Consider the following 21986-nt stretch of genomic DNA (forward strand, 5'->3'; position numbering starts at 1 on the left):
ATTCAAGAGAAAAAGTTAAGAATCTGCTTAAAGATGCAAATGAAAATGGCGTAAAATTAAGTCATCAGGCACCAACACTGTATGATGTTGTCCCAAAAGAAGAAATTACTGAATTTGAAGAGCTTATGCGCAAAACCATAGCTGACATTGTATCAGAAGCCAGTAGCATTGCCTGTTGGGTGTATGTGCAGAAATATGTGAAACAGAAAACTCTTGACGAAATGCTACAAGAATTGCCAGGAGCAGGCCAGTTTATCATTGTCATGGATACCTGGTTCGAAAGACTGATGGCGGAATAATGGATGCTATGATAGAATAAAGAAAACGATTTGAAGTGCAAATCGGAATTGACCGAGCTCTTAGAGCGAGGGATGCTTCTTGTCCGAAGGGCAAGAAGATGGAGGTTAGAAAGAGTTTAACAACTCGGAATTTAAAGGAGCGATAATCTATGAATAAAAACGAACAATGGCTAAAATGGGCAGTAGAATTACAAGCTATTGCTCAGGGTGGTTTGTTTTATGGAAAGGACAAATTTGATATAGAACGATATGAAAGAATCCGAGAAATTTCTGCTGAAATGATAAGCTATAAAACTGAAATATCTACAGAAAAAGTTCAAAATTTATTTTGCAGTGATGTAGGATATCAGACTCCTAAAATAGATACAAGGGCTGCGATTTTTAAAGACGGGAAAATATTATTGGTTCATGAAGCAAATGGTACTTGGTCATTACCGGGAGGTTGGTGTGATGTCGATATTTCCGTAGAGGAGAATACAATAAAGGAGGTCAAAGAGGAATCAGGACTTGATGTTACTGTAAAACGTGTGATTGCTGTTCAAGATAGGGAGAAACATAATCTTCCAATATATGCGTATAAAGTATGTAAGATTTTTATGCAATGTGAAGTGACGGGCGGTCAATTTAAAACGAATATTGAAACAACAGGTTTTGATTATTTTGGAATTGATGAGCTTCCAGAACTTGCAGAAGAAAAGAATAATAAAGAACAAATTGCGATGTGTTTTAATGCAATGCAATCAGAAAAATGGGAAGCTTTATTTGATTGACTTCCGGTTTTCTAAACTGACAACTTCAAGTTTACAGAACTGAATCAAAAGAGCTCGAAGGAGCTCTTTTTCCTTTTTTATAATAGTATCTGGGACTGTTGTTCCGTTGATAAGATTTTCAAGTTGTTGTGCGACTTCGGCTTGTTTGTTTGGATACAGACGACTATAAGTATTTAAGGTTTGAAAGAATTGTAGAGCAGATGAAACAGGCACAGGGGATCACGGAACAGTTAAAGGCAGAAAATCAGATGGAATGGGTAGCGAGAATGAACAATATGTAATCGTGTGCAAGGGAGATTGTGGATACAGAGATGGTTTATCAATAATGGAAATAAAATGAAGGAGAAAAGGCGGCAGTTTAGAAAGGCTGTTGCCTTTTAGGAATTGTTGTTTATTTGTTGTTTTTTATAAGATATACTATAAAGAAAAGATAGCATTATAGCCAGAGGTGGAATTTATGAACTATAAAATTTTAATGGTTGATGATGATAGAGAATTGCTAAAAATGTTGAATCAATACTTTACATTGAAGAATTATACAGTGATTATTGTAGAAAATGGCATAGAAGCAATGGAAAAGATAAGTGTAAATCCCGATATTATTTTATTGGATGTAAATATGCCGGGAATGGACGGAATTGAAGTGTGCAGAAGAATCAGAGATATGGTTTCCTGTCCGATTATTTTTTTGACTGCAAAAGTAGAAGAACAGGATCGAGTAATGGGATTGTTGTCTGGTGGCGATGATTATGTTTTAAAACCATTCAGTTTGAAAGAATTAGATGCCAGAATTATTGCCCATTTGAAACGTGAGGAACGTTTACATAGAAAAACAGAACAACGGTTTTATGGGGAATTAGTAATTGACTATGCCAGTAAATGCGTACATATTAAAGGAAATGCTTTAGGGCTTACTAAATTAGAATATGAGATTATAGAACTTTTATCCATGAACCCTGAAATGGTGTTTGATAAGGAACGTATTTATGAAAAGATTAGTGGATACGATGCAGAAGGAGATAGCCGAGTGGTGACAGAGTTAATTCGTAGAATTCGTAAAAAAATCAATCAATATACGGAGCATGAATATATTGAAACGATATGGGGGATGGGATATAAATGGACAAAATAAGAAATCTTTCGTTGAGAAAAACTATAGTTTTGTATATGATTGTTAGTTTGATAGTTAGTTTTTATCTTTCAGCATTGATTATGCGAATGGCAGCCACTATACAAGATGACATTTGGTGGAAATATGTAGATCAAGAAAAGTATTTTGAAATGGCAGAAGGTGAAGGTAGAAAGTATTTGACAGATGTTCCGAGACCGAATTCTTATGAAATGAAAAAATTTGATTATCATGTATCAGAGATATGCGATTTCCTTCAGACGTTTACAGTACTTATCGTGTCTGTGGTAGGCAATATCATAGCAGTGTTTCTTTTTTATAAGCATAAATTGAAAAATCCCATTGAAGAATTAGAACTGGCATCACAACAAGTTGGTCGAAATAATTTGGATTTTCATATTACCTATGAAAATAAAGATGAAATGGGAAGATTGTGCAGAGAATTTGAACGGATGAAGGAGCAGCTTGCAGAAAATAACCATCAATTATGGAAAATGATTGAGGAAGAAAAGGCTTTGCGAACAGCGATTGCACATGATATACGTTCTCCACTATCTGTGCTGGAGGGGTATCAGGAAATGCTTTCAGAATATCTCCCTAAGAAAGAGATAAATATGGAGCAAGCCCTAGATATGGTAAATGAAAGCAAAAAACAGATTGAACGTATGGATATATTTGTGGAAACAATGCGAAAGATGAGCAGTTTAGATGCAAGGGAGTTGGTGGCAGAAAAAATTACAAGTAAGCAGTTAGAAACAGACATACGTGCAGAGATGAATGTGTTTGAGAAAAAATTTGGAAAGCAATACGATTTAGAATGTTCGGAAACAGCAGAAAAATTTTCGGGAGATAAGGAAGTGATTTTAGAGGTTATAGAAAATCTTTTGTCAAATGCCTTTCGTTATGCCAAAACAAAAGTGGAAATGGAAGTTCTCCTTACTTATTCTGAATTACAAATCAGAGTAAAGGATGATGGAGTGGGATTTACAGTAGACAAACAAAAGGCAACAGAGCTTTTTTATCAGCAAAATGTGAAAGATAGTTTGAAACATTCAGGAATGGGTATGTATATCAGCAGATTGTATTGTGAAAAGCATGGCGGACAGTTACTTATAGAAAACGAAAAACAGAGTGGAGCTGTAATAACAGCAGTATTTCATCGGATTGCATAAGCAGTCCGATTTTTTTATACTGTTGTCTTTTTGTTGTGATTTATATTTTATGATGTCTATAACAAGGAAAGGAGACAAACGTATGATTGCTATTTTTAAAAGAGAGATTAAGAATTATCTAAAGCGACCGTTATTTTGGGTAGGTATTCTGCTTGTGATTTATGGTGTGTTTAATACGACAAGTCCATATTTAATGACACACTATTTAGGGCAAGGAGAGAAAATTGTCAATGATTATCCTGATACAGTTCGCTTAGGAGATGTTTATGAAGGATATATTCCTGCGAATCCTGAAAAACATCGAGAAATATGGAGTGGACAGATAAAACAAGCACTAATTGATGAATTAGAAATGTCTGATTTAGAGGCACAATCCGTAATGAGCGAACTTGTTGATATGGAGTTAGAAGAAGCATTCGTATATCTGGAGGAAAAATATGATTGGTATAGTGCAAGATATATGTACGAAGATAGTGCCTATTACAAAGGAACATCAGAAGAAATCAACGCATATCTGAACGAAAAAATGAAAAATAAGACGTTTTCTTTTTATTACTCAAGAAAATTTGCTGATTTTGCAGGGTTGTTTATGTGTTTTTTTGCAACAATTATGTTAGCGGTTCTGTTTTTACAAGATACGAAAAAGCATACTTATGAATTGCTTCACACGAAACCGATCACTGCCGGAAAGTATGTATTGGGAAAAGTAAGCGCAGGATTTGCAATTTGTTTGATTGCTCTGACTATTATAAATCTATTATTTTGGGCATTGTGTGTTATTTATACAAAAGACAGTGGGTTTGAAGTGCGGTTCTGGGATTTTATAGTTTCTACTGTACTTTATATACTTCCCAATATGCTGATGATTGTAAGTGTATATACATTGATTTCACTCCTATTTAAAAATCCACTTCCGGGAGTGCCGCTTCTGATTCTTTACATGGTATATTCCAATATGGGCGGAAGAAATGCGGAAGGAGTTTATGGATATTGGGGAAGACCTTTTGCGATTATGGTTCGATTCCCTGATCAGCTTTTCGATACGACACCGCCACCAATGGCATTTTTAAATCAGAGTCTACTTATTTTAGCATCTGTAGTGATTATTCTGATTTCAATACAGATTTGGAAGAGGAGGCGGATGTAAATGAAGAAGGAAATGAAGATTGTTCTGCCGTTTTATAAGATTGCTTATGCAGTATCTTTTGTTGTGATTTTAAGCTTGATACGTGGGGTTGTATTCACAAATGAAATAGGACTTTCCATTGAGGCACCTTTTGCTATATTGACTGCTGTTTTTTGTGCGGACACTTATGTGCAGGAAATTACAAGCAAGAGATCAGAAATCCATAGGCTGTATCCAATAAGAAAGAGAATTTGCTCCATCATGCAGCGAATAATGATACAGGAAGTTTTTTTATTACTGCTTGCTGTTTTAGGTTACGGATTGTTTTTTGTGTTTCAAAAACCGGTCACACATCCGGCAACAGAAAGTGAAATACTTCAGTTTATTGCCTATTTTTTAGCGATTGTAGTAACCATTTTCTTTTGGGGAATATTGGTCAATACATTGTCTATGCTTTTTCGCAATATGTGGATGGGGATTGGAAGCTGTCTTCTGATATGGGTAGCAACAAATTCCACGGGAGGAGATAAACTTTTTGGGGCATGGAATCTGTTTTCCTATGCTTTCAGAGATATAGAAAATACTGCTGATGTTACATGGCTGCAAGGGAAAGCTTTGTGTATTGGTATTGGATTGATTTTATTGGTAGTATTGCCGAAAATAGTTAGAAAGAGAGGGTAAGTTTATGAGTATTCATATTGAGGATTTAACAGTAAGATTTAAAAATGGTGTGACAGCAATCAATCATGCGAATTTAAATATACCGAATGGAATTTTTGGATTATTGGGAGAAAATGGAGCAGGAAAGACAACTTTGATGAGGGTTTTAACTACTGTACTTAAACCTACAAGTGGAACGGTCACATTGGACAGGATTTTATATAGTGAAGGAAACTATGAAAAAATCCAGAGAAAAATAGGGTATCTGCCACAGGAAATTGATCTTTACCCGAATTTGACAGTTCAGGAGTGTTTAGAGTATATGGGGGATTTGGCAGGTGTTCCAAAAGCGGAGTGCAAGAAACGAATAGAATATTATTTGAAAAAGACCAGTCTTGCAGAACACCGGAAAAAGAAAATGAAACAGTTGTCAGGCGGGATGAAACGACGGGTAGGATTAGTGCAGGCGCTTTTAAATGAACCGGAATTTTTGATTGTGGATGAGCCGACTACCGGTTTAGATCCAGAGGAACGTATTCGCATCCGCAATTTGTTAGTAGATTTTTCTGAAAACAGAACGGTTTTGTTTTCAACTCATGTGGTGGAAGATTTGGCTGCTACCTGTAACCAACTTGCAATTATGCACAAAGGTAGTTTCTTATATGCGGGTTCTATGAAGAATTTGACAGAAGAAGCACAGGGGAAAATCTGGATTTGCAAAGTACCTGATGAGAGAAAAGCAAGAGAAGTGGAACAGAAGTATCGTATTACATCAAAACAGTATGTTGAGGGGGGATTGCAGTTAAGAGTGATTTCTGAAATACAGCCAGAATTGGAGTGTATGTCAATTCCTGCAACGTTGGAAGATGCTTATATTTATGTGACGAATCAATACGAGTAGATAAAGCACCATCTGATGCTTTACTACCAGTTGCACGTTGTTCGCTTTGAATATTTGTGGAGAAAAAGTATGTATTATTTTGGCTTTCTATAAAACCTATAAACCAGCCATTTATATCCTGCCCGTTCACTCGTCCGGTTCCGGTTTTTCCATAAATTCTCCATTTTCAGAGGCGGTAAGATGGATGGAATTTTTGACGGCATGAATATTAGCAGGAGTAAAGTTGAAGTTGTTTCGATATAAATTTTTCAAAAGTTCAACTTGTTCTACTGGTGAAATCTTTAAGGATGACTGCATCCAGTAGGAAGAGAAATCTCCGGATATATTTTCATTGCCATATCCTATTTGCTGAAGGTATGAATTTATAGTGGAAGCTCCGAGCTGCTTGTCGATTGATTCAAAATACCAGTTTGTATATATATTTTAAAAGGTATATGATTAAGAAAAACGGCAGGAGGTATCTGAATGAAAGCACATAAATATTGGTCTATCAGTGCACTGATTACAATGCTTGGAACTTTTTATACAGGTTATAAGGGATCAAAAGAAGGCCATAAGTACTTTGCAGCAAGTACTTTGCTTTGCATGATTATGGCTATTTATACAGGACACAAGATGATTTCTGGTAAAAGTAGGAAGAAAAAAGAAGTTTCAGTAGAGAGTGTTGAAGATTAAAAAACAAAATATTTTAATAAATAACGCCGGTGCGGGATTTTTGATATCCAGTACTGGCGTTATTTATTCTACAGGGGCTTGGGGGTGTAGCCACCAAATATACTATTCGTTTTCTGCTTCAGCAAGTTTGTTAAGAATCCACTTCCGATTGATAACAATATCCTCATCATCTCGGAGATCTTTGAAATCAGTGCAGTGTGAAGAAGCAAATTCATACATATCGTCAATGTCAACTGCACCAGTGGTCTCACCCTTATTAATGATTACAAGAATATTTGTTCCGTCATCGTCGACAGCAAAGCGCAGTTCATCAAATTCTTCATCAGGATTATTTTCGAGAAGAGAATCTGTCGCAAGTAATTTAACAAGTTCCATTATCCTGTCATCTTTACCTGCATCAAAAATCTGTATCTTTTCAACGAGCTGATTTGGTGACGTTACGATTCGGGATAAATATTTTTCAGTACGAAAATCAAACAAAGCATTTTCACCATAAAACATTTCATATGTCTTTTCTACTTCTGATTCAGAAACCAGATAAATCATGATAAGATCTTCCATCTGGTGATAGAGTGTAGGATAGTTTAAACGAAAGGTCTCTCCACAGCTCGGGCAAGTATAAAGGAAAATAGATTTATTAAGTACCTTCTCTTTCATTTCAGGATCCAGTGCAGTATTAATACTGTCCCAGAGCTCAAAATCCCCCTCATGATGGCAGGAAGGACAAGTTACTTTTTCAATATGATGTCTTGACATAAATGTTCCTCCTTTCAGTGAGATAAATCTATAGTTTTCTTATTGTAGAATGCGCTTATCCTTTATTATTTTGCCAGGAAATTACTCTGAATCTCCATCGGCATATGATAAGCCTGGCCTCGTTTTGTCAGGCTGTATAGTTTAAAGCTCATGAGTTCCGGAGTTGCATTCAGAGAACTGCAGAGTCCGAAGTAATCCAGGTCTTCGTTCTGAACCATATCTTCGATCTCCTCATCATCAATCAGAAGATCGGCAGCAAACAGATTGGCCTGGTATTCTGTATTATCCGTCATATTGTAGAGTGTATCATCTTGCATCGGAGCCATTTTCAGCTGGGAACGATGCAGGATGATATGCCCTAATTCATGGGCGGCAACGATCATCTTTTCTTCTTCTGAAAGGAAACTGCTGATCATGACATAGATCGTCTTGCAGCTCATAAAACAATATCCTTTCAGTGTCTTATATCTGGAAGTTTCCCCGACAACAATGTTCATCTGATCCATGATCTCAAAGGGATCCCTGGTGCCATATTTCTTGATTAATTTCTTTGTTTCTGTATATATGTAAGTGTTTCTCAAATAAATCACCTCAAAAGTAAAAAATAAAAAGGGCAGAAATATCCTTGTAACTATAAGGTAACAGATTAGGTGTACAATAATCCCGCCTTCTATTATTTTTCCTCTTGGTTTTTCAGATATTTTTTCGGTGTAAATTTCTTTGCACGTCTTTTGGAATCCAGATAAAGGCTCTGGATCTCATCCATAAAAGCTATTTTATCTTCGTCTGTCAGTGATCCACCAGCAAACATAGCTGCAGCCTGTTCCAGGATCTGCTGAGCCTGTTTGGCACCACGGTTACCAAACTGTTCGGATGCTTCTGTGATAAAAGCTTCATCCTCACTCATGAGATAAGAAACGTCACACTGTAATGCATCTGCCAGTTTCTGATACAGAACATTTTGTTTTGGAAAACGTCCTTCTACTTCCCAGGATCGAATGGTCCTATATGAAACACCAACCATACTGGCCAGTTCCTGCTGACTCATCTTTTTTTCTTTTCTTAATGATCTTACTTTTTCACCGAATGTCATAAACATACCTCTTTCTAAGCCTTGTCTTATAAGTTTCATTAGCCGCCTCAAGGCAAAACGGGAAATGTGTCTCCTGAAAATTAAAAATTAATCTTGACAAAGGGAAATATCTCTCCTATAATGTGAATCACAGATAAGGGAAACATCTTTCCTATAAGATACACAATATTTCCTCTTTTGTCAATGGATATGTGAAATGAATTTCCTGTAATTCAATGAAAACAGGAAGGATAGACAATCATTGATAGTCAAAATGGGATACATGTTACAAAAAGAGGAAAGACGTATGGGAGGTGGCAATGTGAGTCAGGATCAGACTTCTATTATCTGTATTGATCTGAAGTCCTTTTATGCTTCTGTAGAATGCGTAGAACGTGGGCTGAATCCATTTAAAACAAACCTGGTGGTTGCAGATCCGACCAGATCAAAGTCAACAATCTGCCTGGCAATCACTCCGGCTATGAAGTCTCTTGGCATCAAGAACCGGTGCCGAATCCATGAGATACCGGATTGTGTGAAGTACATTACAGCCATGCCGAGGATGCAGTTGTACATGGATTATTCCGCAAAGATCTATGGAATCTATCTACGGTATGTCTCAAAAGAAGATATCCATGTGTACAGTGTTGATGAGTGTTTTATTGATGTGACAAACTATCTGCAGCTTTATCATCTCACTGCAAAAGAAATGGCGATAAAGCTTATGCAGGCAGTCATGGAGGAAACTGGCATCACTGCAACTGCAGGTGTGGGAACCAATCTGTATCTTGCTAAGATCGCAATGGATATCGTAGCAAAGCATGTGGATGACCATATTGGAATCCTGGATGAATTCTCTTACAGAGAGCAGCTATGGGATCATAAACCATTAAGTGACTTCTGGAGGATTGGATCCCGGACTGAAAAGAAACTGGCTGGTTACGGGATCCATACGATGGGCGATATCGCAATGGCTTCTTTAAGATCCGAAGACTGGCTGTATAAGATGTTTGGGATTGATGCAGAGCTGTTGATCGATCATGCATGGGGATATGAAACGTGCCGGATGAGTGACATCAAGAACTATCATTCGGAGGAACACAGCCTTTCAAATGGTCAGGTGCTGATGCGAAATTATTCTTTTGACGAAGCACTTGTGATCGTAAGGGAAATGACAGATAATCTGGTCCTGGATCTGTTTGAAAAAGGACTGGTAACAAGCTCTCTCACCTTATGGATCGCCTATGACCACAGGTATGAGCATGAGGCATCCAAAGGAACCGTAAAACTCGAAAGAGAAAGTAACAGTTCCAAAAAGATCATAGATGCAGTGGAAGATTTATATCTCAGGATTGCAGACAGATATACCGGAATCCGAAGAATCGAGGTGTGTGCGAACAGGGTTGCTCCTGAAAGTTATGTGCAGTACAGCCTGTTTGATGATCCCAAACAGACTGATAAAGAACGGCATTTACAGGAAGCAGTATTGAATGTAAAGCAGCGTTATGGAAAGAATGCGATCATGCGTGGATCCAATCTGCTGGAGTGTTCCACCTATAGAGAACGCAATGAACAGGTTGGAGGACACCGTGCTTAGAGGAGGTGCGAATAGTGCTGGCAAGTGCATATCAACCGTATTTATATTTACCAAGACCGGTTTCCAGGAGACATCCCATGGATGTAGGACGCAGGGCAAAACAGTTTGCTCCATTTGCGGCACTTCGTGGACTGGATGAAACGATCCGGCAACAGGAAATCATTTACGAACCAAAAAGAGATTTATCTGAGGAAAAGAAAAATGAGCTGGATATGAAATTAAGGATCCTGGTATATGGAATGAAGATACAGGCAACTTATTTTCAAAAGTCATGGAAGAATCCATTAATTGGTCAGTACCATACATTATCTGGAACCGTAGAATTTTTTGATCCATCAGTCCACTTACGGATTGATGATACCGAGATCCAGATCCAGGACATCTGTGATCTGACTGGTGATGTATTTGAAACTATTGAAATATCATGTTAATTAATCACAGCGGAATTTTTTATACCGGAAAGAGTGTGTGGTAGCTGGTGGAAGGATAAAAAAAGATGCACAGATCGACAAAGCAGATCTGATCAGAATAAAAATCGTGCTGTTCGTGCAGCTTTGGCACTTACGGAATGGATGGCATGATGCTCATAAGGCGGATTTGATTTCCCTTTGGTCCGTTGAGTAATAAATGGAGAAATATCTTATTGCTTAAAGGAGGAAGCCTATATGGGATCAGGTGCTATTAAATGGCATGTACACTGCTCTGTATGCGGAGCATTTATTGAAAAGAGCGCACAAAGCGATTCAGAAGTGGAGTGCAAAAAATGTCGCAGTACATTGGAGATATTTGTAAAGGATGATATGGTGTCGGTTCGTCCGATCCACATCAGAGATGAACAATTAAAGTCCAGGATGCGGACGTATTCCCGAAAGATGATGAATCAGGGATCATAACAGAATAGAATGAGCTGTCTTTAGTAAGCGTTGGATTTGGCAAGAACCATCAAGAACGCACCAGACAGCAAGAGTTTGTCAAGGAGCTGAACCTGACTGGAATCACTAAGAGCCCGGCAAAACATTTACGGATACACTGCAAGATCAGAAGTATTTTCTGGTTTTGGAGATTGTTGAAGTATTTGTTTTGTCGGGCTTTTTTGACGTATTTCGAAAAATTTTTAAATTTTTTGTCGTACCCCACTGTAAAACAGGCTCTCAGCATTTCGTTATATAGAGGTTGAATTCTTTTTTGCAAAAATAATTGTAAATAGAGATTTTGATAATATGACACAAAGGAGGAAGCAAAGATGACTGAAATCGAATACCAGGAATTTGTAAGGCGTTGTCCTTACGATGCTATGGGCGATTATTCCATGTTTCGCAAACAGCAAACAGAGAATAAATCAGAAGATGCACATAGCAACTGAATAAGCCAGGCAATCTGGCAAACTTAATCTAAACGCAGATACATGCGTTACAAAAGAGTCGCGGACTCCCGTTCAAAAAAAACGGGTGAGTTCGTGACCTCTTGTACTGCAGTTCTTTATGTCTGTGCAGGAATTTTATAAAAGATGGAATGGACCACCCGGAGCCGAAAGGCAGAAAGGTGGTCTTTATGTTGACATTAAAAGAACTGAAAAAAATCGTGAAAGTTGCTGATGTGGAGAAGAGAATCCCAAGCGTGAAATCCTTGAAGGAACACAAAGTTGTAGTAAAGGAAATGATCAATGCAGATACAACAATCTCTGTTTATGATCACGGATATGTACTTTATACAGCAGGAAATCAATCAACCGTATTTCCACTTCATAGTTGTGATGACTATGAATATGTGAGTGTAACTGGCGATAACAAGGAATTCAATAAAGAGTTCTTTGATAATGAAAACTGGTATATCCGTCTGCTGATAGAGGCTGAAGACCGTATGGCATACAGCCAGAGCAAAATCAGCACCAATCATGGTGTATTTTCTAACAGCGATGTTACAGATGATGCGGAGATTATGAGAGGATCTTCAAAAGATTTTGTTGACGATGTTATCGACAGAGAAATTCTGCATGCGCTGATCAAGGAATTGACAGAGAGGCAAAAGATGGTACTCAATCTGGTTTATTTCGAGGAAATGCGTCAGCAGGATGTTGCAGATTATCTGGGAATCAAACAGCAGAGTGTAAATGACCTCCTGAACAGGGCATTAAAAACGATGAAAAAAAAGGCGGAAAACGAAGAATTTTAAAAAAATTTCAAAAAATTGAATTAGACCACTGTAAAACAGGCTCTGAGCGTTTCGTTATATGAAGGGTTTGCATAGAACACCTTCATGTACCTTGAAAAATGAATAGCCTGCCCGGAGTGATATTTGGTTTGAACATGCATAGAGCGAAAAGCTGCGTGTCTGCCAGAAGAAAACGTATCAGAGATGGAAACTGATATAGGAACGGATCCGGGAAAGAAAACAGGAAAACGCTTAAATCTTAAATCAAAATAAAATGTCTGAATCTAAAAAGAGGATGACAGTAGAAATCATGTGGCGGTATTTGTGACAAACAGGTACCGCCATATATTTGTGCTGTTATCTCAGCTTGTGCTGACTGTCCCAAATAGCGCAAATTTCAGGAAAGGAGGCGATCATCTTCGTATAAAAGATAATATGCAGAAACTAACAGATAACCATACACAAAAGAATCAGAAAGGAAGGATTTAAGAGAATGAACGTGAAAAAGAAAGCACGCAGGGTGATGTCCGGTTTACTGACTGCAGTAACGGTTCTATCGACGGTACTCTCTCCCGCTGTTGCCTATGCTTCTGATGATGCCGGATCTGTAAAAAAGATTCCGTATTATGAGGAGATCAAGGATCAGTTGGATGAAGATGAAGTGGTAACTGCAAAGGATTATGAGATCAAGGTTGGAGACAATTTCGATGTAAAGAGTGATTATACCGGTCTTACGATCCAGGATGACAGCAAAGTAAAAGTTACATTTCAGGAAGCAAAAGATACGGACGGGAATGATTTTTCTACCGATTATGCCAATTCCTATAAGGCAGTCTATTATGTAGAACCACAGACAACGGATCACCCAACCTACCAGATCAATCGAAAGATCGTGGTAAAAGAAGCGGATCAACAGAAAGATTCGCAGTCAGAAAGTTCTTCTGATCAGGATGCTGGTTCTTCCGATAAGACAGAAACAGAGGATTCGGAGGCTGACTCGTCTACAGAGGAAACTGATGCTGCTGACACGGAGAGCAAAACAGAACTGACAGAAAAAGAATTTGATGCAGAAATCGAAGCAACGGAGGATCAGGAGACCGTTGATCCGGAAACAGGGATCACACTCTCAGAGGTTATGCAGGAAGCTGTTGACCAGGAAGTTGCTCTTGCAGATCTTGAAGCAGGCGAAAGTATTACTTTTGATATGCCAATGATGCTTGCTTCCGGTGAAACAGGAACAAAATCAGTCACAGTTACAGCCGGCTCCTGGTACTATTACGCAGACTATGGATTAGGTTCTTATCTGACTTGTCCATATTATGTGAAATGGGGAAGCATCAATGCGACAGCATACTGTGTTGAACCATCGAAAAAAGGACCGGGAAATGGAACTTATACGATCCAGAAACTTGCCGATGGAAAGACACTTGCAAAGGTCTGCTATTACGGAACAAAAGCAAGTGATGAGAATGGTTTCTTCGATGAGAAACATCCGGATTTTCCGGCAGGAAAGAGATTCATCATTACCCATCTTGCAGCAGCTTATGCAAATGGATCCAGTGACTGGGCATCCGGAACTAATGCAACAGGAAAGAACCTGGCAATGGAGCTTTACAATTATTGTGTAAATATGCCGGACATTCCGTCTGTAGATATGAGCTTTTCCGAATCTAATGTAAAGGCTTATGTGGAAGGAAACAGCCAGCGAACAAGTGTGATCACATTCAAAGCGGATAAACTGCAGACGGTTACTTTCAAGCTGCCGAAAGGTGTAAAACTTGTAAATGTGACAACCGGAAAAACAAGTGCTGCAGGGGCTAATGTGGAGATTTCCGGTGGTACAAAGTTCTATCTGACAGCACCACTTAATCAGGCAGAAAATGTCAGTGCTACTTTCTCTTCTAAGATGAAAGGAAGTATTGATAAGGAATATTCAGCCTATAAGATCACAACAGGATCTGGGACACAGGACCTGGCTCTTGTTTTCGGTGAAGGTGTCGGAAATGAGAAATATGTGGATTTTAAAGTAACCTGGACAAAAGAATGCAAAGTATCCATTGTAAAGAAAGATCAGGATACAGGAAATGCACTGGCTGGTGCAGTGTACGGGATCTATTCCGATGCTGCATGTACAAAGCTGATTGCAGAGATGCCTGCAACTGATCAGAATGGTGCTTCACAGCTCACAATGGAGAAAACACAGGAAGTTGTTTATCTGAAAGAAATCTCTGTTCCAACAGGGTATCAGATCGATACAAAGTCTTATAATGTGACTCTTGCTATCGGAAAGACAACGACCAAAAATGTAACAGACAAACGTGTAAATGCAAAGATCAACATTGCAAAACAGGATGCTGAGACAGGGAATGCAGCACAGGGTGATGCAACGCTGGAAGGTGCAGTATATGGCCTTTATGCAAGGGAAGATATTGTTCATCCGGATGGAAGAACCGGAACGATCCATAAGAAAGACAGCCTGATTACATCCCTGACAACGGATAAGAATGGCGAAGCTTCTGTATCGGATCTCTATCTTGGAAAGTATTATCTGAAAGAGCTTAGTGCTCCGGTGGGATACGTACTGGATCCGACAGAACATGAGGTGGACTGTACTTACGAAGGTGCTACTGTTCCGACAGTAGAAAGAACTTCTGTATGTAAAGAAACTGTCATCAAACAGCCATTTCAGATCATCAAGGCAGCAAACAACGGAAAGACCGATGCAGATCTTCTGCAGGGAGTTGGTTTTTCAGCATGGCTTGTCAGTGATCTGAAAGTAAAAGCAGATGGAAGTTACGATTTTGACTCAGCCAGACCAGTTGTACTGACTGCAGATGGCCAGGCAGAAATGTTTACCGATGAAAAAGGATATGCAAGATCGATTCCGCTTCCATATGGAACTTATGTGGTAAGAGAAACCACAAGCAAACACAACTATGCACCGGTCGATGATTTTGTAGTGAAGATCACAGAGAATCATCCGGATACACCACAGACATGGCGAGTGCTTCTGGATAAGGAATTCAAAGCAAAATTAAAGATCATCAAAAAGGATGCAGAAACACAGAAATCTGTACTCCTGGCGAATACTGAATTCAAGGTATATGACCTGGATAATCAGAAATATGTGGAACAGACAACATCCTATCCAAAGCCAACGGTACACAAATCTTATTTCACAAATGAAGAAGGATACCTGGTACTGCCAAAGAATCTGAAACCTGGTAACTACAGGATTGAGGAAGTGACGGCACCCGATGGGTACACAATATCCAAAAACTATGTGACAGTTGCAGTTGATACAGATACTGCTTATCTGACCGATCCTGTCACAGGAGATGCAGTCATTGATGTGGAATATACCAATGCCCCGGTCAAAGGTCAGTTAAAGATCTATAAACAGGGTGAAGTGTTAAAGGGATTTGATAAGGAATTCCAGTTTGAAATGGCTGGACTTGCAGGTGCTGAATTTGAAGTCTATGCGGCAGAGGATATTTATACTGCCGATCATCAGGTAGGTGCAGATGGACAGAGAACTCTGTATTTTGCAAAGGATGCACTGGTAGCAACCGTCACAACGGATGCAGATGGTTATGCAACCGTAAAGAATCTTCCACTTGGCAGGTACTATGTTAAAGAGAAGAATGCACCGGACACTTATGTGTTAAATACTGTGCCGGAAAATGTCGAATTTGCTTATGCGGATCAGGATACTGCAGTGATCGAGAAAGAAATCTCTGTCACAGATGAACGACAGAAAGTGTCGATTACTGTCGAAAAACAGGATGCTGAGACAGGCAATACAGTAGCCGGAGCAGTGTTCGGTATTTACAATGCAAAAGACATTCAGACGAAAGATGGAAAAGTGATCGTCAAAGCAGATACTCTTTTACAGGAAATGACTTCTGATGAAAAAGGTCAGGCAGCATGTACACTGGATCTTCCACTTGGAAGCTATTATGTAAAAGAACTGAAAGCACCAGATGGATTCGTATCTTCGGATGAAGTACTGAGATTTGATGCTTCTTATCAGGGGCAGGATGTACAGACAGTAACATTAAAATCCGTAAAGAAGAACCAGCCGACAACTGTTGAGATCACAAAATCAGATGCAACAACCGGTGTAGAACTGGATGGAGCTTATCTGAAAATAACGGATAAAGATGGAAATGTAGTAGATAGCTGGACATCTTCCAAAGATGTACCGCATGTGATCAAATATCTGAAGGTGGGTGAGACTTATACCCTACATGAAGAGTTTGCACCGCATGGTTATCTGGTAGCCAATGATGTGACATTCACAGTCAAAGATACCGGAGAGGTTCAGAAAGTGGAAATGAAGGACGAGGTACCGGTTGGTGAACTCATCATCAACAAAAAGGGAGAATTTCTGGATTCTGTTACACTGGCCGATAAGGTCAAAGGTGTGGTGGAACACATTTTCAACTATGTAACCGGAAAACTGACAGATGTTACGTTTGAAGTCTATGCTGAGGAAGACATTAAGGCTGCCGATGGCGTCAGTGACGATTACTATAAAAAGGATGAACTGATTGCAACGATCAAGACAGATGAAACCGGTATTGCAAAACTGGAAAATCTTCCACTTGGTAAATACTATGTGAAAGAAACAGGAACTGCTTACGGTCATGTACTGGATGGTGAGATCCGTCATGTAGATCTGACTTACGTGGATCAGAATACACCAGTTGTAGTCTATGACAAAGACTGGCAGAACAACCGCCAGAGAGTAGAAGTCAGTGTACTTAAGAAAGAAAAAGATTCTGACCGTACATTGGAAGGCGCTATCTTTGGATTATTTGCCAAAGAAGACATTAAGTCTGAGACAACTGGTAAAGTCCTGATCGAAGCCAATGAGATCATTGAACTGAAATCTACGGATGAAGAAGGAAAGATCACATTTGTTGCAGATCTTCCAATAGGAGCCACTTACTATGTAAAAGAACTCTATGCACCGGATGGATTCGTAACCAACGATGAAGTAAAGGAATTTACTTTTGAGTATGCAGGTGAGAATCAGCCGACTGTAACCTATGATTTTACCTTTGAGAATCAGCCAACCGTTGTAGAATTTACCAAATCCAGTCTGACAACCGGAAAAGAACTTCCAGGATGTAAGCTGAAAGTGGTAGATGCCGATGGAAATATCGTGGATGAATGGACTTCCGGTAAAGAAGCACATGTGATCCGTGAGCTGACTGTCGGAAAAGAATACGCACTGGTTGAAACAAAACCGGCCGATGGTTATGTGACAGCTGAAAGCGTGAAGTTCACCATCAAAGATACTGCCGATGTGCAGAAAGTTGAGATGAAGGATGATGTGACGAAGGTGAAAATCTCCAAACAGGATATCGCCGGAAAAGAACTTCCGGGAGCAAAACTCACGATCCTTGATCAGGATGGAAAAGTTGTCGAAAGCTGGACCAGTACAGAGAAAGCACATTACATCGAAATGCTTCCAATCGGAAAATACACTCTCCGTGAAGAAACAGCACCGGATGGCTATCTGGTTGCAAAAGATGTGGAATTCGAAGTAAAGGATACTAGTGAAGTACAGCATGTAACCATGGTAGATGAGGAAAAACCGGCAGAAAAGACACCGGAAGGTGGAAAACCTGTCAGTGATTCACCAAAGACTGGGGATAACACCAATCTGTGGCTGTGGTTTATGCTTCTCGGCATTGGTGCGACTGGTACAGGAGCCCTTGCATTTATGAGAAAAAAGAAACACTAATCAAATAAGAATGAGCGTTCATGGAAACCGAAAGGAATCTGTGGACGCTTTTTTAGATGGGAGAAACCATGAGAAATATCATTATTTTTGTTGCTCTTCTGGGAGCAGCGGCAATATTTACAGTTTTGTATTGTCTCATTGCTGCCGGAAGTCAGGCAGAGAAAAAACTGACAGAAATCATGAGAAAAGAGGAAGAACAGAATGAAGACAAATAAAGATCTGATCATAGAACCAAATGCAGCTATAGAAGGAAGAAAGTACAGCGAAGAAAAGCCATGGTCCTGTAAGTACTGTTACTGGTGGGGAGGCAAAAAGAAAGGCTGTAACTTGAAGCAGTGCCATTATCTGCTTCCTGAAAAGAAAAAAGCGGTAAAAACAACACCATGTGGTGGCTGTCCGTATGGAAAACATGTTCCATGCATCGGATATTGTATTGCCCGTCTTCATTCTGAAATGAAAGGAAAGAAAGGACGTGGGTAATTGCAGGAAGAAGTAAATCAGAAAGTGATCAGCCTGAGCATCCAGGGAGTCAAGATCACTGCCAGTGTGCTAAAAGCAGCCCTTCGGAAGTTCCTGGAAATGGACAACCGGAGGAAACAGAAAGCAACGCAGGTGAAAATGGCTGAAAAGACCGGACGGGCCCAGGAGAAAGGAAGGGAAAAAGCCCGAAAAAAGATTGAAAAGAAAAAGCCACATGGAAAGCAGACCATCAAGCAGCTGAATGCACAGGGAGTACAGCTTTCCAACATAAAGATCACAGATGAAAATATCAAATCCTTTGACCGTGTGGCAAGAAAGTACGGGATTGATTACAGCCTGAAAAAAGAAGTCGGTGCGGATCCACCAAAATATCTGGTCTTCTTTAAGGCTAAAGATGTGGATGTGATGACAGCGGCTTTCCGGGAATATGCCGGAGTAGAACTGAAAAAGAAACAGGTGAAGAAACCATCTGTCAGAAAGAAACTGCAGAAATCTGTAGAAAGAAAAGCAAAGCACCGCCAGCGTGTGAAGCAGAGACAAAAATCCAGAGGTCAGGAACGATGATGCGGGAGAAATTACAGAAGGTCCAGATCAAACGGCTGGTGATCTTAAATCTCCCATATTTCTTTATCTTCTATGTAGCAGATAAAGGATCCTGGCTGTACCGGCATTGCCTGGGAGAAAGCATGGTCCAGAGACTTGGCGTGATGTTAGTCAATTTTCGACTGGCATTTTTAAGCTGGCTGCCAAGTATCGCTTTGCAGGACCTTACAGTAGGTGTTCTGGTTGCAAGTGCATTAAAACTGGTTGTCTACTATCGTTCTAAAAACGCAAAGAAGTTCCGGCAGGGTGTGGAGTATGGATCTGCAAGATGGGGAAATAGAAAAGATATCGAACCCTTCATGGATCCGGTTTTTGAAAACAATGTCATCCTCACAGAAACGGAACGTCTGACCATGAACAGCAGACCAAAAGCACCAAAGTATGCCAGAAATAAGAATGTGATTGTCATCGGTGGTTCCGGATCCGGTAAGACAAGATTCTATGTGAAACCCAATCTTATGCAGATGACGGACCACGTATCCTATGTGGTCACTGATCCAAAGGGTACGATCATCGTTGAATGCGGGAAGATGCTGGTAAATGGAGGATACCGGATCAAGGTATTAAATACGATCAACTTTAAAAAGTCCATGCATTACAATCCGTTCCATTATATCCGGAGTGAAAAAGACATCTTAAAGCTGGTCAATACCATTATCGCAAATACCAAGGGTGAGGGCGAAAAATCAACTGAAGATTTCTGGGTCAAGGCCGAGCGTCTTTTGTATTCTGCACTGATCGGATACATCTGGTATGAGGCACCAGAGGAAGAACAGAACTTTTCTACTTTGCTGGAATTTATCAATGCCAGTGAGACCAGGGAGGATGATGAAGAATTTAAAAATGCAGTGGATGAATTGTTTGAAGAACTGGAAGCAGAAAATCCGGAACACTTTGCAGTAAGGCAATATCGCAAGTACAAGCTTGCTGCCGGCAAAACTGCAAAATCGATTTTGATTTCCTGTGGTGCCAGACTCGCACCATTTGATATTCAGGAGCTAAGAGAAATCATGTCGTATGACGAAATGGAACTGGATATGATCGGTGATCAGAGAACAGCTATGTTTGTCATCATCAGTGATACCGATGACACATTCAACTTTGTGGTAGCGATCATGTACACCCAGCTCTTTAACCTGCTTTGTGATAAAGCGGATGATGAGCATGGAGGCCGACTTCCCTATCATGTACGGCTGCTTCTTGATGAGTTCAGCAATATCGGACAGATTCCAAAATTCGACAAATTGATTGCTACGATCCGAAGCAGGGAAATCTCCGCTTCTATCATTCTGCAGTCACAATCTCAGCTGAAAACCATCTATAAGGATGCTGCAGAGACGATCACAGGTAACTGTGTGCGCCCAGAAGTCGCCAGCGCAATATAAATTGGCGACGTGGTATTTACAGGATACCGCCTTTAGCAAGCGGTAGGTAAAAGTATCAGGTGATGAAAAATCACAACCTATTATTCTACAACTTATCCGAGAGGGGAAACCCGAAGGGGAGTGTAGCATGTTGTTGTTCCAGTTGGAACGTAAATAGGAAAGGCGCTAATCCTATGCGTCAGAATATTTAAGAATAAAAATCAGTGTATGAGGTACAAAGCTAAACTGCCTAAACGATAGCCAGAGTGGGGGAACCTGTGCCCCGCATACGAAAAGGATTGAAACGTATGCTTTTCATGTTGGTTTCATTTCGCAGTTATGAAAGCAAGCGATACTCATGAAAGAGCAACCGCAAGACAGCGGATAAATGGCGAAAGTCGGTGCCGACAACACTGAATGCTAATCCTGTATTTACTAACTGGGGATGACCTAAACCTGGTAACAGGCATGGTCACACAGCTCCCATAGTAGTCCGAGACGTTAATGACGTTCACATGGCGAAGGGGAGCAGCTTATCAGAAAATACTAAAATGAAGGAAGGTGCGAGAGGCATTGAGAAATCCAACTGAGGTATTGAAAAATTTGATGGAAAAGTCAAAGAATGAAACTTACAGATTTCAGAGATTATACAGAAATCTGTACAATCCGGAGTTTTATTGGCTTGCGTATAAAAATATCTACGCAAATGATGGCAGTATGACTGCCGGAGCTGATGGAACAACGATTGATGGCATGGGTAACAAGAGAATTGAGAGGATTATTTTATCCTTAAAAGACCGAAGTTACCAACCTAAGCCTGCAAGAAGAGAATATATTGCAAAGAAAAACAGCAGTAAAAAACGTCCTCTGGGTATTCAGTCGGGGGATGATAAACTCGTGCAGGAAGTCGTTAAGATGATTTTGGAGAGTATTTATGAGCCTGTGTTCAGTAATAAATCACATGGGTTCAGACCAAACAGAAGCTGTCAGACAGCACTGAAACAGATACAGAACACCTTTACTGGTGCGAACTGGTTTGTGGAAGGAGATATACACGCTTGTTTTGACAGTTTCGACCACCATGTAGTTATCGACCTCTTGAAAAAGAGGATTGATGACGAAGCGTTTATCCAGCTTATATGGAAATTCCTAAAAGCAGGATATATGGAACAATGGACATTCAACAGAACCTATAGCGGAGTGCCGCAGGGGTCGGGAGTCAGTCCAGTGATGGCAAATATTTACCTTCATGAATTGGACAAATTTATGGAAAATTATGCAGAAAACTTCAATACAGAAGCTAAGAAGAAACATTTTTCTACTGCATATAAGTCCAGTGTCGGTAAGGCATACAGATATAGGAAAAAGGGCAGAGAGATATGGGATAGTCTGTCTGACGAAGAAAAGAAAATCAGATGCAAAAATCTTAAGGAACTGGAAATGATTGAAAAATCTACAACACCTTACGTCTATAAC

At 39.7% G+C, this 21986-nt stretch carries 21 protein-coding genes and 3 pseudogenes; 19 read left to right on the forward strand and 5 right to left on the reverse strand.

From position 1 onward, the window contains the following. From BLP57_RS16125 to BLP57_RS16165, 8 genes and pseudogenes are all read left to right on the forward strand, one after another. A partial coding sequence (locus BLP57_RS16125; RefSeq protein WP_139148866.1) for a hypothetical protein occupies positions 1-299 on the forward strand: 299 nt, incomplete at its 5' end. Positions 300-448: 149 nt separating this feature from the next. Beyond that, complete coding sequence (locus tag BLP57_RS16130; protein WP_005334860.1) at positions 449-1069, forward strand: NUDIX hydrolase N-terminal domain-containing protein; 621 nt, start codon at positions 449-451, stop codon at positions 1067-1069. Between the two features lie 173 nt (positions 1070-1242). Continuing rightward, positions 1243-1350, forward strand: a pseudogene (locus BLP57_RS16140) (TnpV protein); the annotation flags it as partial. Between the two features lie 176 nt (positions 1351-1526). Continuing rightward, positions 1527-2201 (forward strand): response regulator transcription factor, encoded by a 675-nt coding sequence (locus tag BLP57_RS16145; RefSeq protein WP_092073251.1) that lies wholly within the window; start codon positions 1527-1529, stop codon positions 2199-2201. Next, the gene (locus BLP57_RS16150) at positions 2189-3370 is read left to right on the forward strand and encodes a HAMP domain-containing sensor histidine kinase (RefSeq protein WP_005334857.1); all 1182 of its coding nucleotides are present in this window, start codon (positions 2189-2191) and stop codon (positions 3368-3370) included. The genes BLP57_RS16145 and BLP57_RS16150 overlap by 13 nt, the downstream gene beginning before the upstream one ends. 82 nt (positions 3371-3452) lie before the next feature. Then, the gene (locus BLP57_RS16155) at positions 3453-4517 is read left to right on the forward strand and encodes an ABC transporter permease (RefSeq protein ID WP_040015615.1); all 1065 of its coding nucleotides are present in this window, start codon (positions 3453-3455) and stop codon (positions 4515-4517) included. Continuing rightward, the gene (locus BLP57_RS16160) at positions 4518-5177 is read left to right on the forward strand and encodes a hypothetical protein (RefSeq protein ID WP_005334852.1); all 660 of its coding nucleotides are present in this window, start codon (positions 4518-4520) and stop codon (positions 5175-5177) included. Positions 5178-5181: 4 nt separating this feature from the next. After that, entirely contained in the window at positions 5182-6057 is an 876-nt protein-coding gene (locus tag BLP57_RS16165; protein ID WP_005334851.1) for an ABC transporter ATP-binding protein, read from the forward strand. A gap of 73 nt (positions 6058-6130) precedes the next feature. On the opposite strand, the pseudogene BLP57_RS18910 reads toward BLP57_RS16165, so the two are convergent. Both BLP57_RS18910 and BLP57_RS18790 read right to left on the reverse strand, forming a co-directional pair. After that, a pseudogene (locus BLP57_RS18910) lies at positions 6131-6187 on the reverse strand (hypothetical protein); the annotation flags it as partial. Further along, positions 6184-6477 carry a penicillin-binding transpeptidase domain-containing protein gene (locus tag BLP57_RS18790; RefSeq protein WP_081019506.1) on the reverse strand — a complete coding sequence of 98 codons (294 nt, stop codon included), beginning with the start codon at positions 6475-6477 and terminating at the stop codon, positions 6184-6186. The gene BLP57_RS18790 and the pseudogene BLP57_RS18910, both read right to left, overlap by 4 nt. 45 nt (positions 6478-6522) lie before the next feature. Between BLP57_RS18790 and BLP57_RS16180 the strand changes: the two genes are divergently transcribed. Then, complete coding sequence (locus BLP57_RS16180; RefSeq protein ID WP_005334849.1) at positions 6523-6732, forward strand: DUF6219 family protein; 210 nt, start codon at positions 6523-6525, stop codon at positions 6730-6732. Between the two features lie 102 nt (positions 6733-6834). Here BLP57_RS16180 and BLP57_RS16185 read toward each other — a convergent pair whose 3' ends face one another. The 3 genes from BLP57_RS16185 to BLP57_RS16195 form a co-directional block, all read right to left on the reverse strand. Next, a complete protein-coding gene (locus BLP57_RS16185) occupies positions 6835-7488 on the reverse strand; it encodes a CpXC domain-containing protein (RefSeq protein WP_005334848.1) in 654 nt (217 codons plus the stop codon). A 65-nt stretch (positions 7489-7553) separates the two neighbouring features. Continuing rightward, complete coding sequence (locus tag BLP57_RS16190; RefSeq protein ID WP_005423556.1) at positions 7554-7994, reverse strand: ImmA/IrrE family metallo-endopeptidase; 441 nt, start codon at positions 7992-7994, stop codon at positions 7554-7556. 167 nt (positions 7995-8161) lie between these two features. Next, the gene (locus BLP57_RS16195) at positions 8162-8620 is read right to left on the reverse strand and encodes a helix-turn-helix domain-containing protein (RefSeq protein ID WP_005334845.1); all 459 of its coding nucleotides are present in this window, start codon (positions 8618-8620) and stop codon (positions 8162-8164) included. Between the two features lie 247 nt (positions 8621-8867). Between BLP57_RS16195 and BLP57_RS16200 the strand changes: the two genes are divergently transcribed. The 10 genes and pseudogenes from BLP57_RS16200 to BLP57_RS16240 form a co-directional block, all read left to right on the forward strand. Continuing rightward, complete coding sequence (locus tag BLP57_RS16200) at positions 8868-10157, forward strand: Y-family DNA polymerase (protein WP_330421539.1); 1290 nt, start codon at positions 8868-8870, stop codon at positions 10155-10157. Between the two features lie 14 nt (positions 10158-10171). Continuing rightward, positions 10172-10588: a hypothetical protein gene (locus tag BLP57_RS16205; protein WP_226824768.1), complete on the forward strand. Its 417-nt coding sequence runs from the start codon at positions 10172-10174 to the stop codon at positions 10586-10588. Between the two features lie 234 nt (positions 10589-10822). After that, a complete protein-coding gene (locus BLP57_RS16210) occupies positions 10823-11050 on the forward strand; it encodes a hypothetical protein (protein ID WP_005334838.1) in 228 nt (75 codons plus the stop codon). Between the two features lie 619 nt (positions 11051-11669). Next, entirely contained in the window at positions 11670-12329 is a 660-nt protein-coding gene (locus BLP57_RS16215) for a sigma-70 family RNA polymerase sigma factor (RefSeq protein ID WP_005334835.1), read from the forward strand. Positions 12330-12801: 472 nt separating this feature from the next. Continuing rightward, positions 12802-18063 (forward strand): SpaA isopeptide-forming pilin-related protein, encoded by a 5262-nt coding sequence (locus BLP57_RS16220; RefSeq protein WP_092073253.1) that lies wholly within the window; start codon positions 12802-12804, stop codon positions 18061-18063. Positions 18064-18131: 68 nt separating this feature from the next. Then, complete coding sequence (locus BLP57_RS17915; RefSeq protein WP_162290843.1) at positions 18132-18278, forward strand: hypothetical protein; 147 nt, start codon at positions 18132-18134, stop codon at positions 18276-18278. Continuing rightward, positions 18265-18543 (forward strand): hypothetical protein, encoded by a 279-nt coding sequence (locus BLP57_RS16225; protein ID WP_055297478.1) that lies wholly within the window; start codon positions 18265-18267, stop codon positions 18541-18543. Before BLP57_RS17915 ends, BLP57_RS16225 begins: the two co-directional genes overlap by 14 nt. Continuing rightward, the gene (locus BLP57_RS16230; protein WP_055163285.1) at positions 18544-19107 is read left to right on the forward strand and encodes a PcfB family protein; all 564 of its coding nucleotides are present in this window, start codon (positions 18544-18546) and stop codon (positions 19105-19107) included. Beyond that, positions 19104-20501 (forward strand): annotated as a pseudogene (locus tag BLP57_RS16235) (VirD4-like conjugal transfer protein, CD1115 family); the annotation flags it as partial. The gene BLP57_RS16230 and the pseudogene BLP57_RS16235, both read left to right, overlap by 4 nt. Positions 20502-21083: 582 nt before the next feature. After that, on the forward strand, positions 21084-21986 hold a 903-nt coding region (locus BLP57_RS16240; protein ID WP_207646717.1), incomplete at its 3' end, for a reverse transcriptase domain-containing protein.

Origin of the sequence: Blautia sp. SF-50 (genome assembly GCF_900101315.1) — a bacterium.
Taxonomy (GTDB): Bacteria; Bacillota; Clostridia; order Lachnospirales; family Lachnospiraceae; genus Blautia_A; species Blautia_A fusiformis.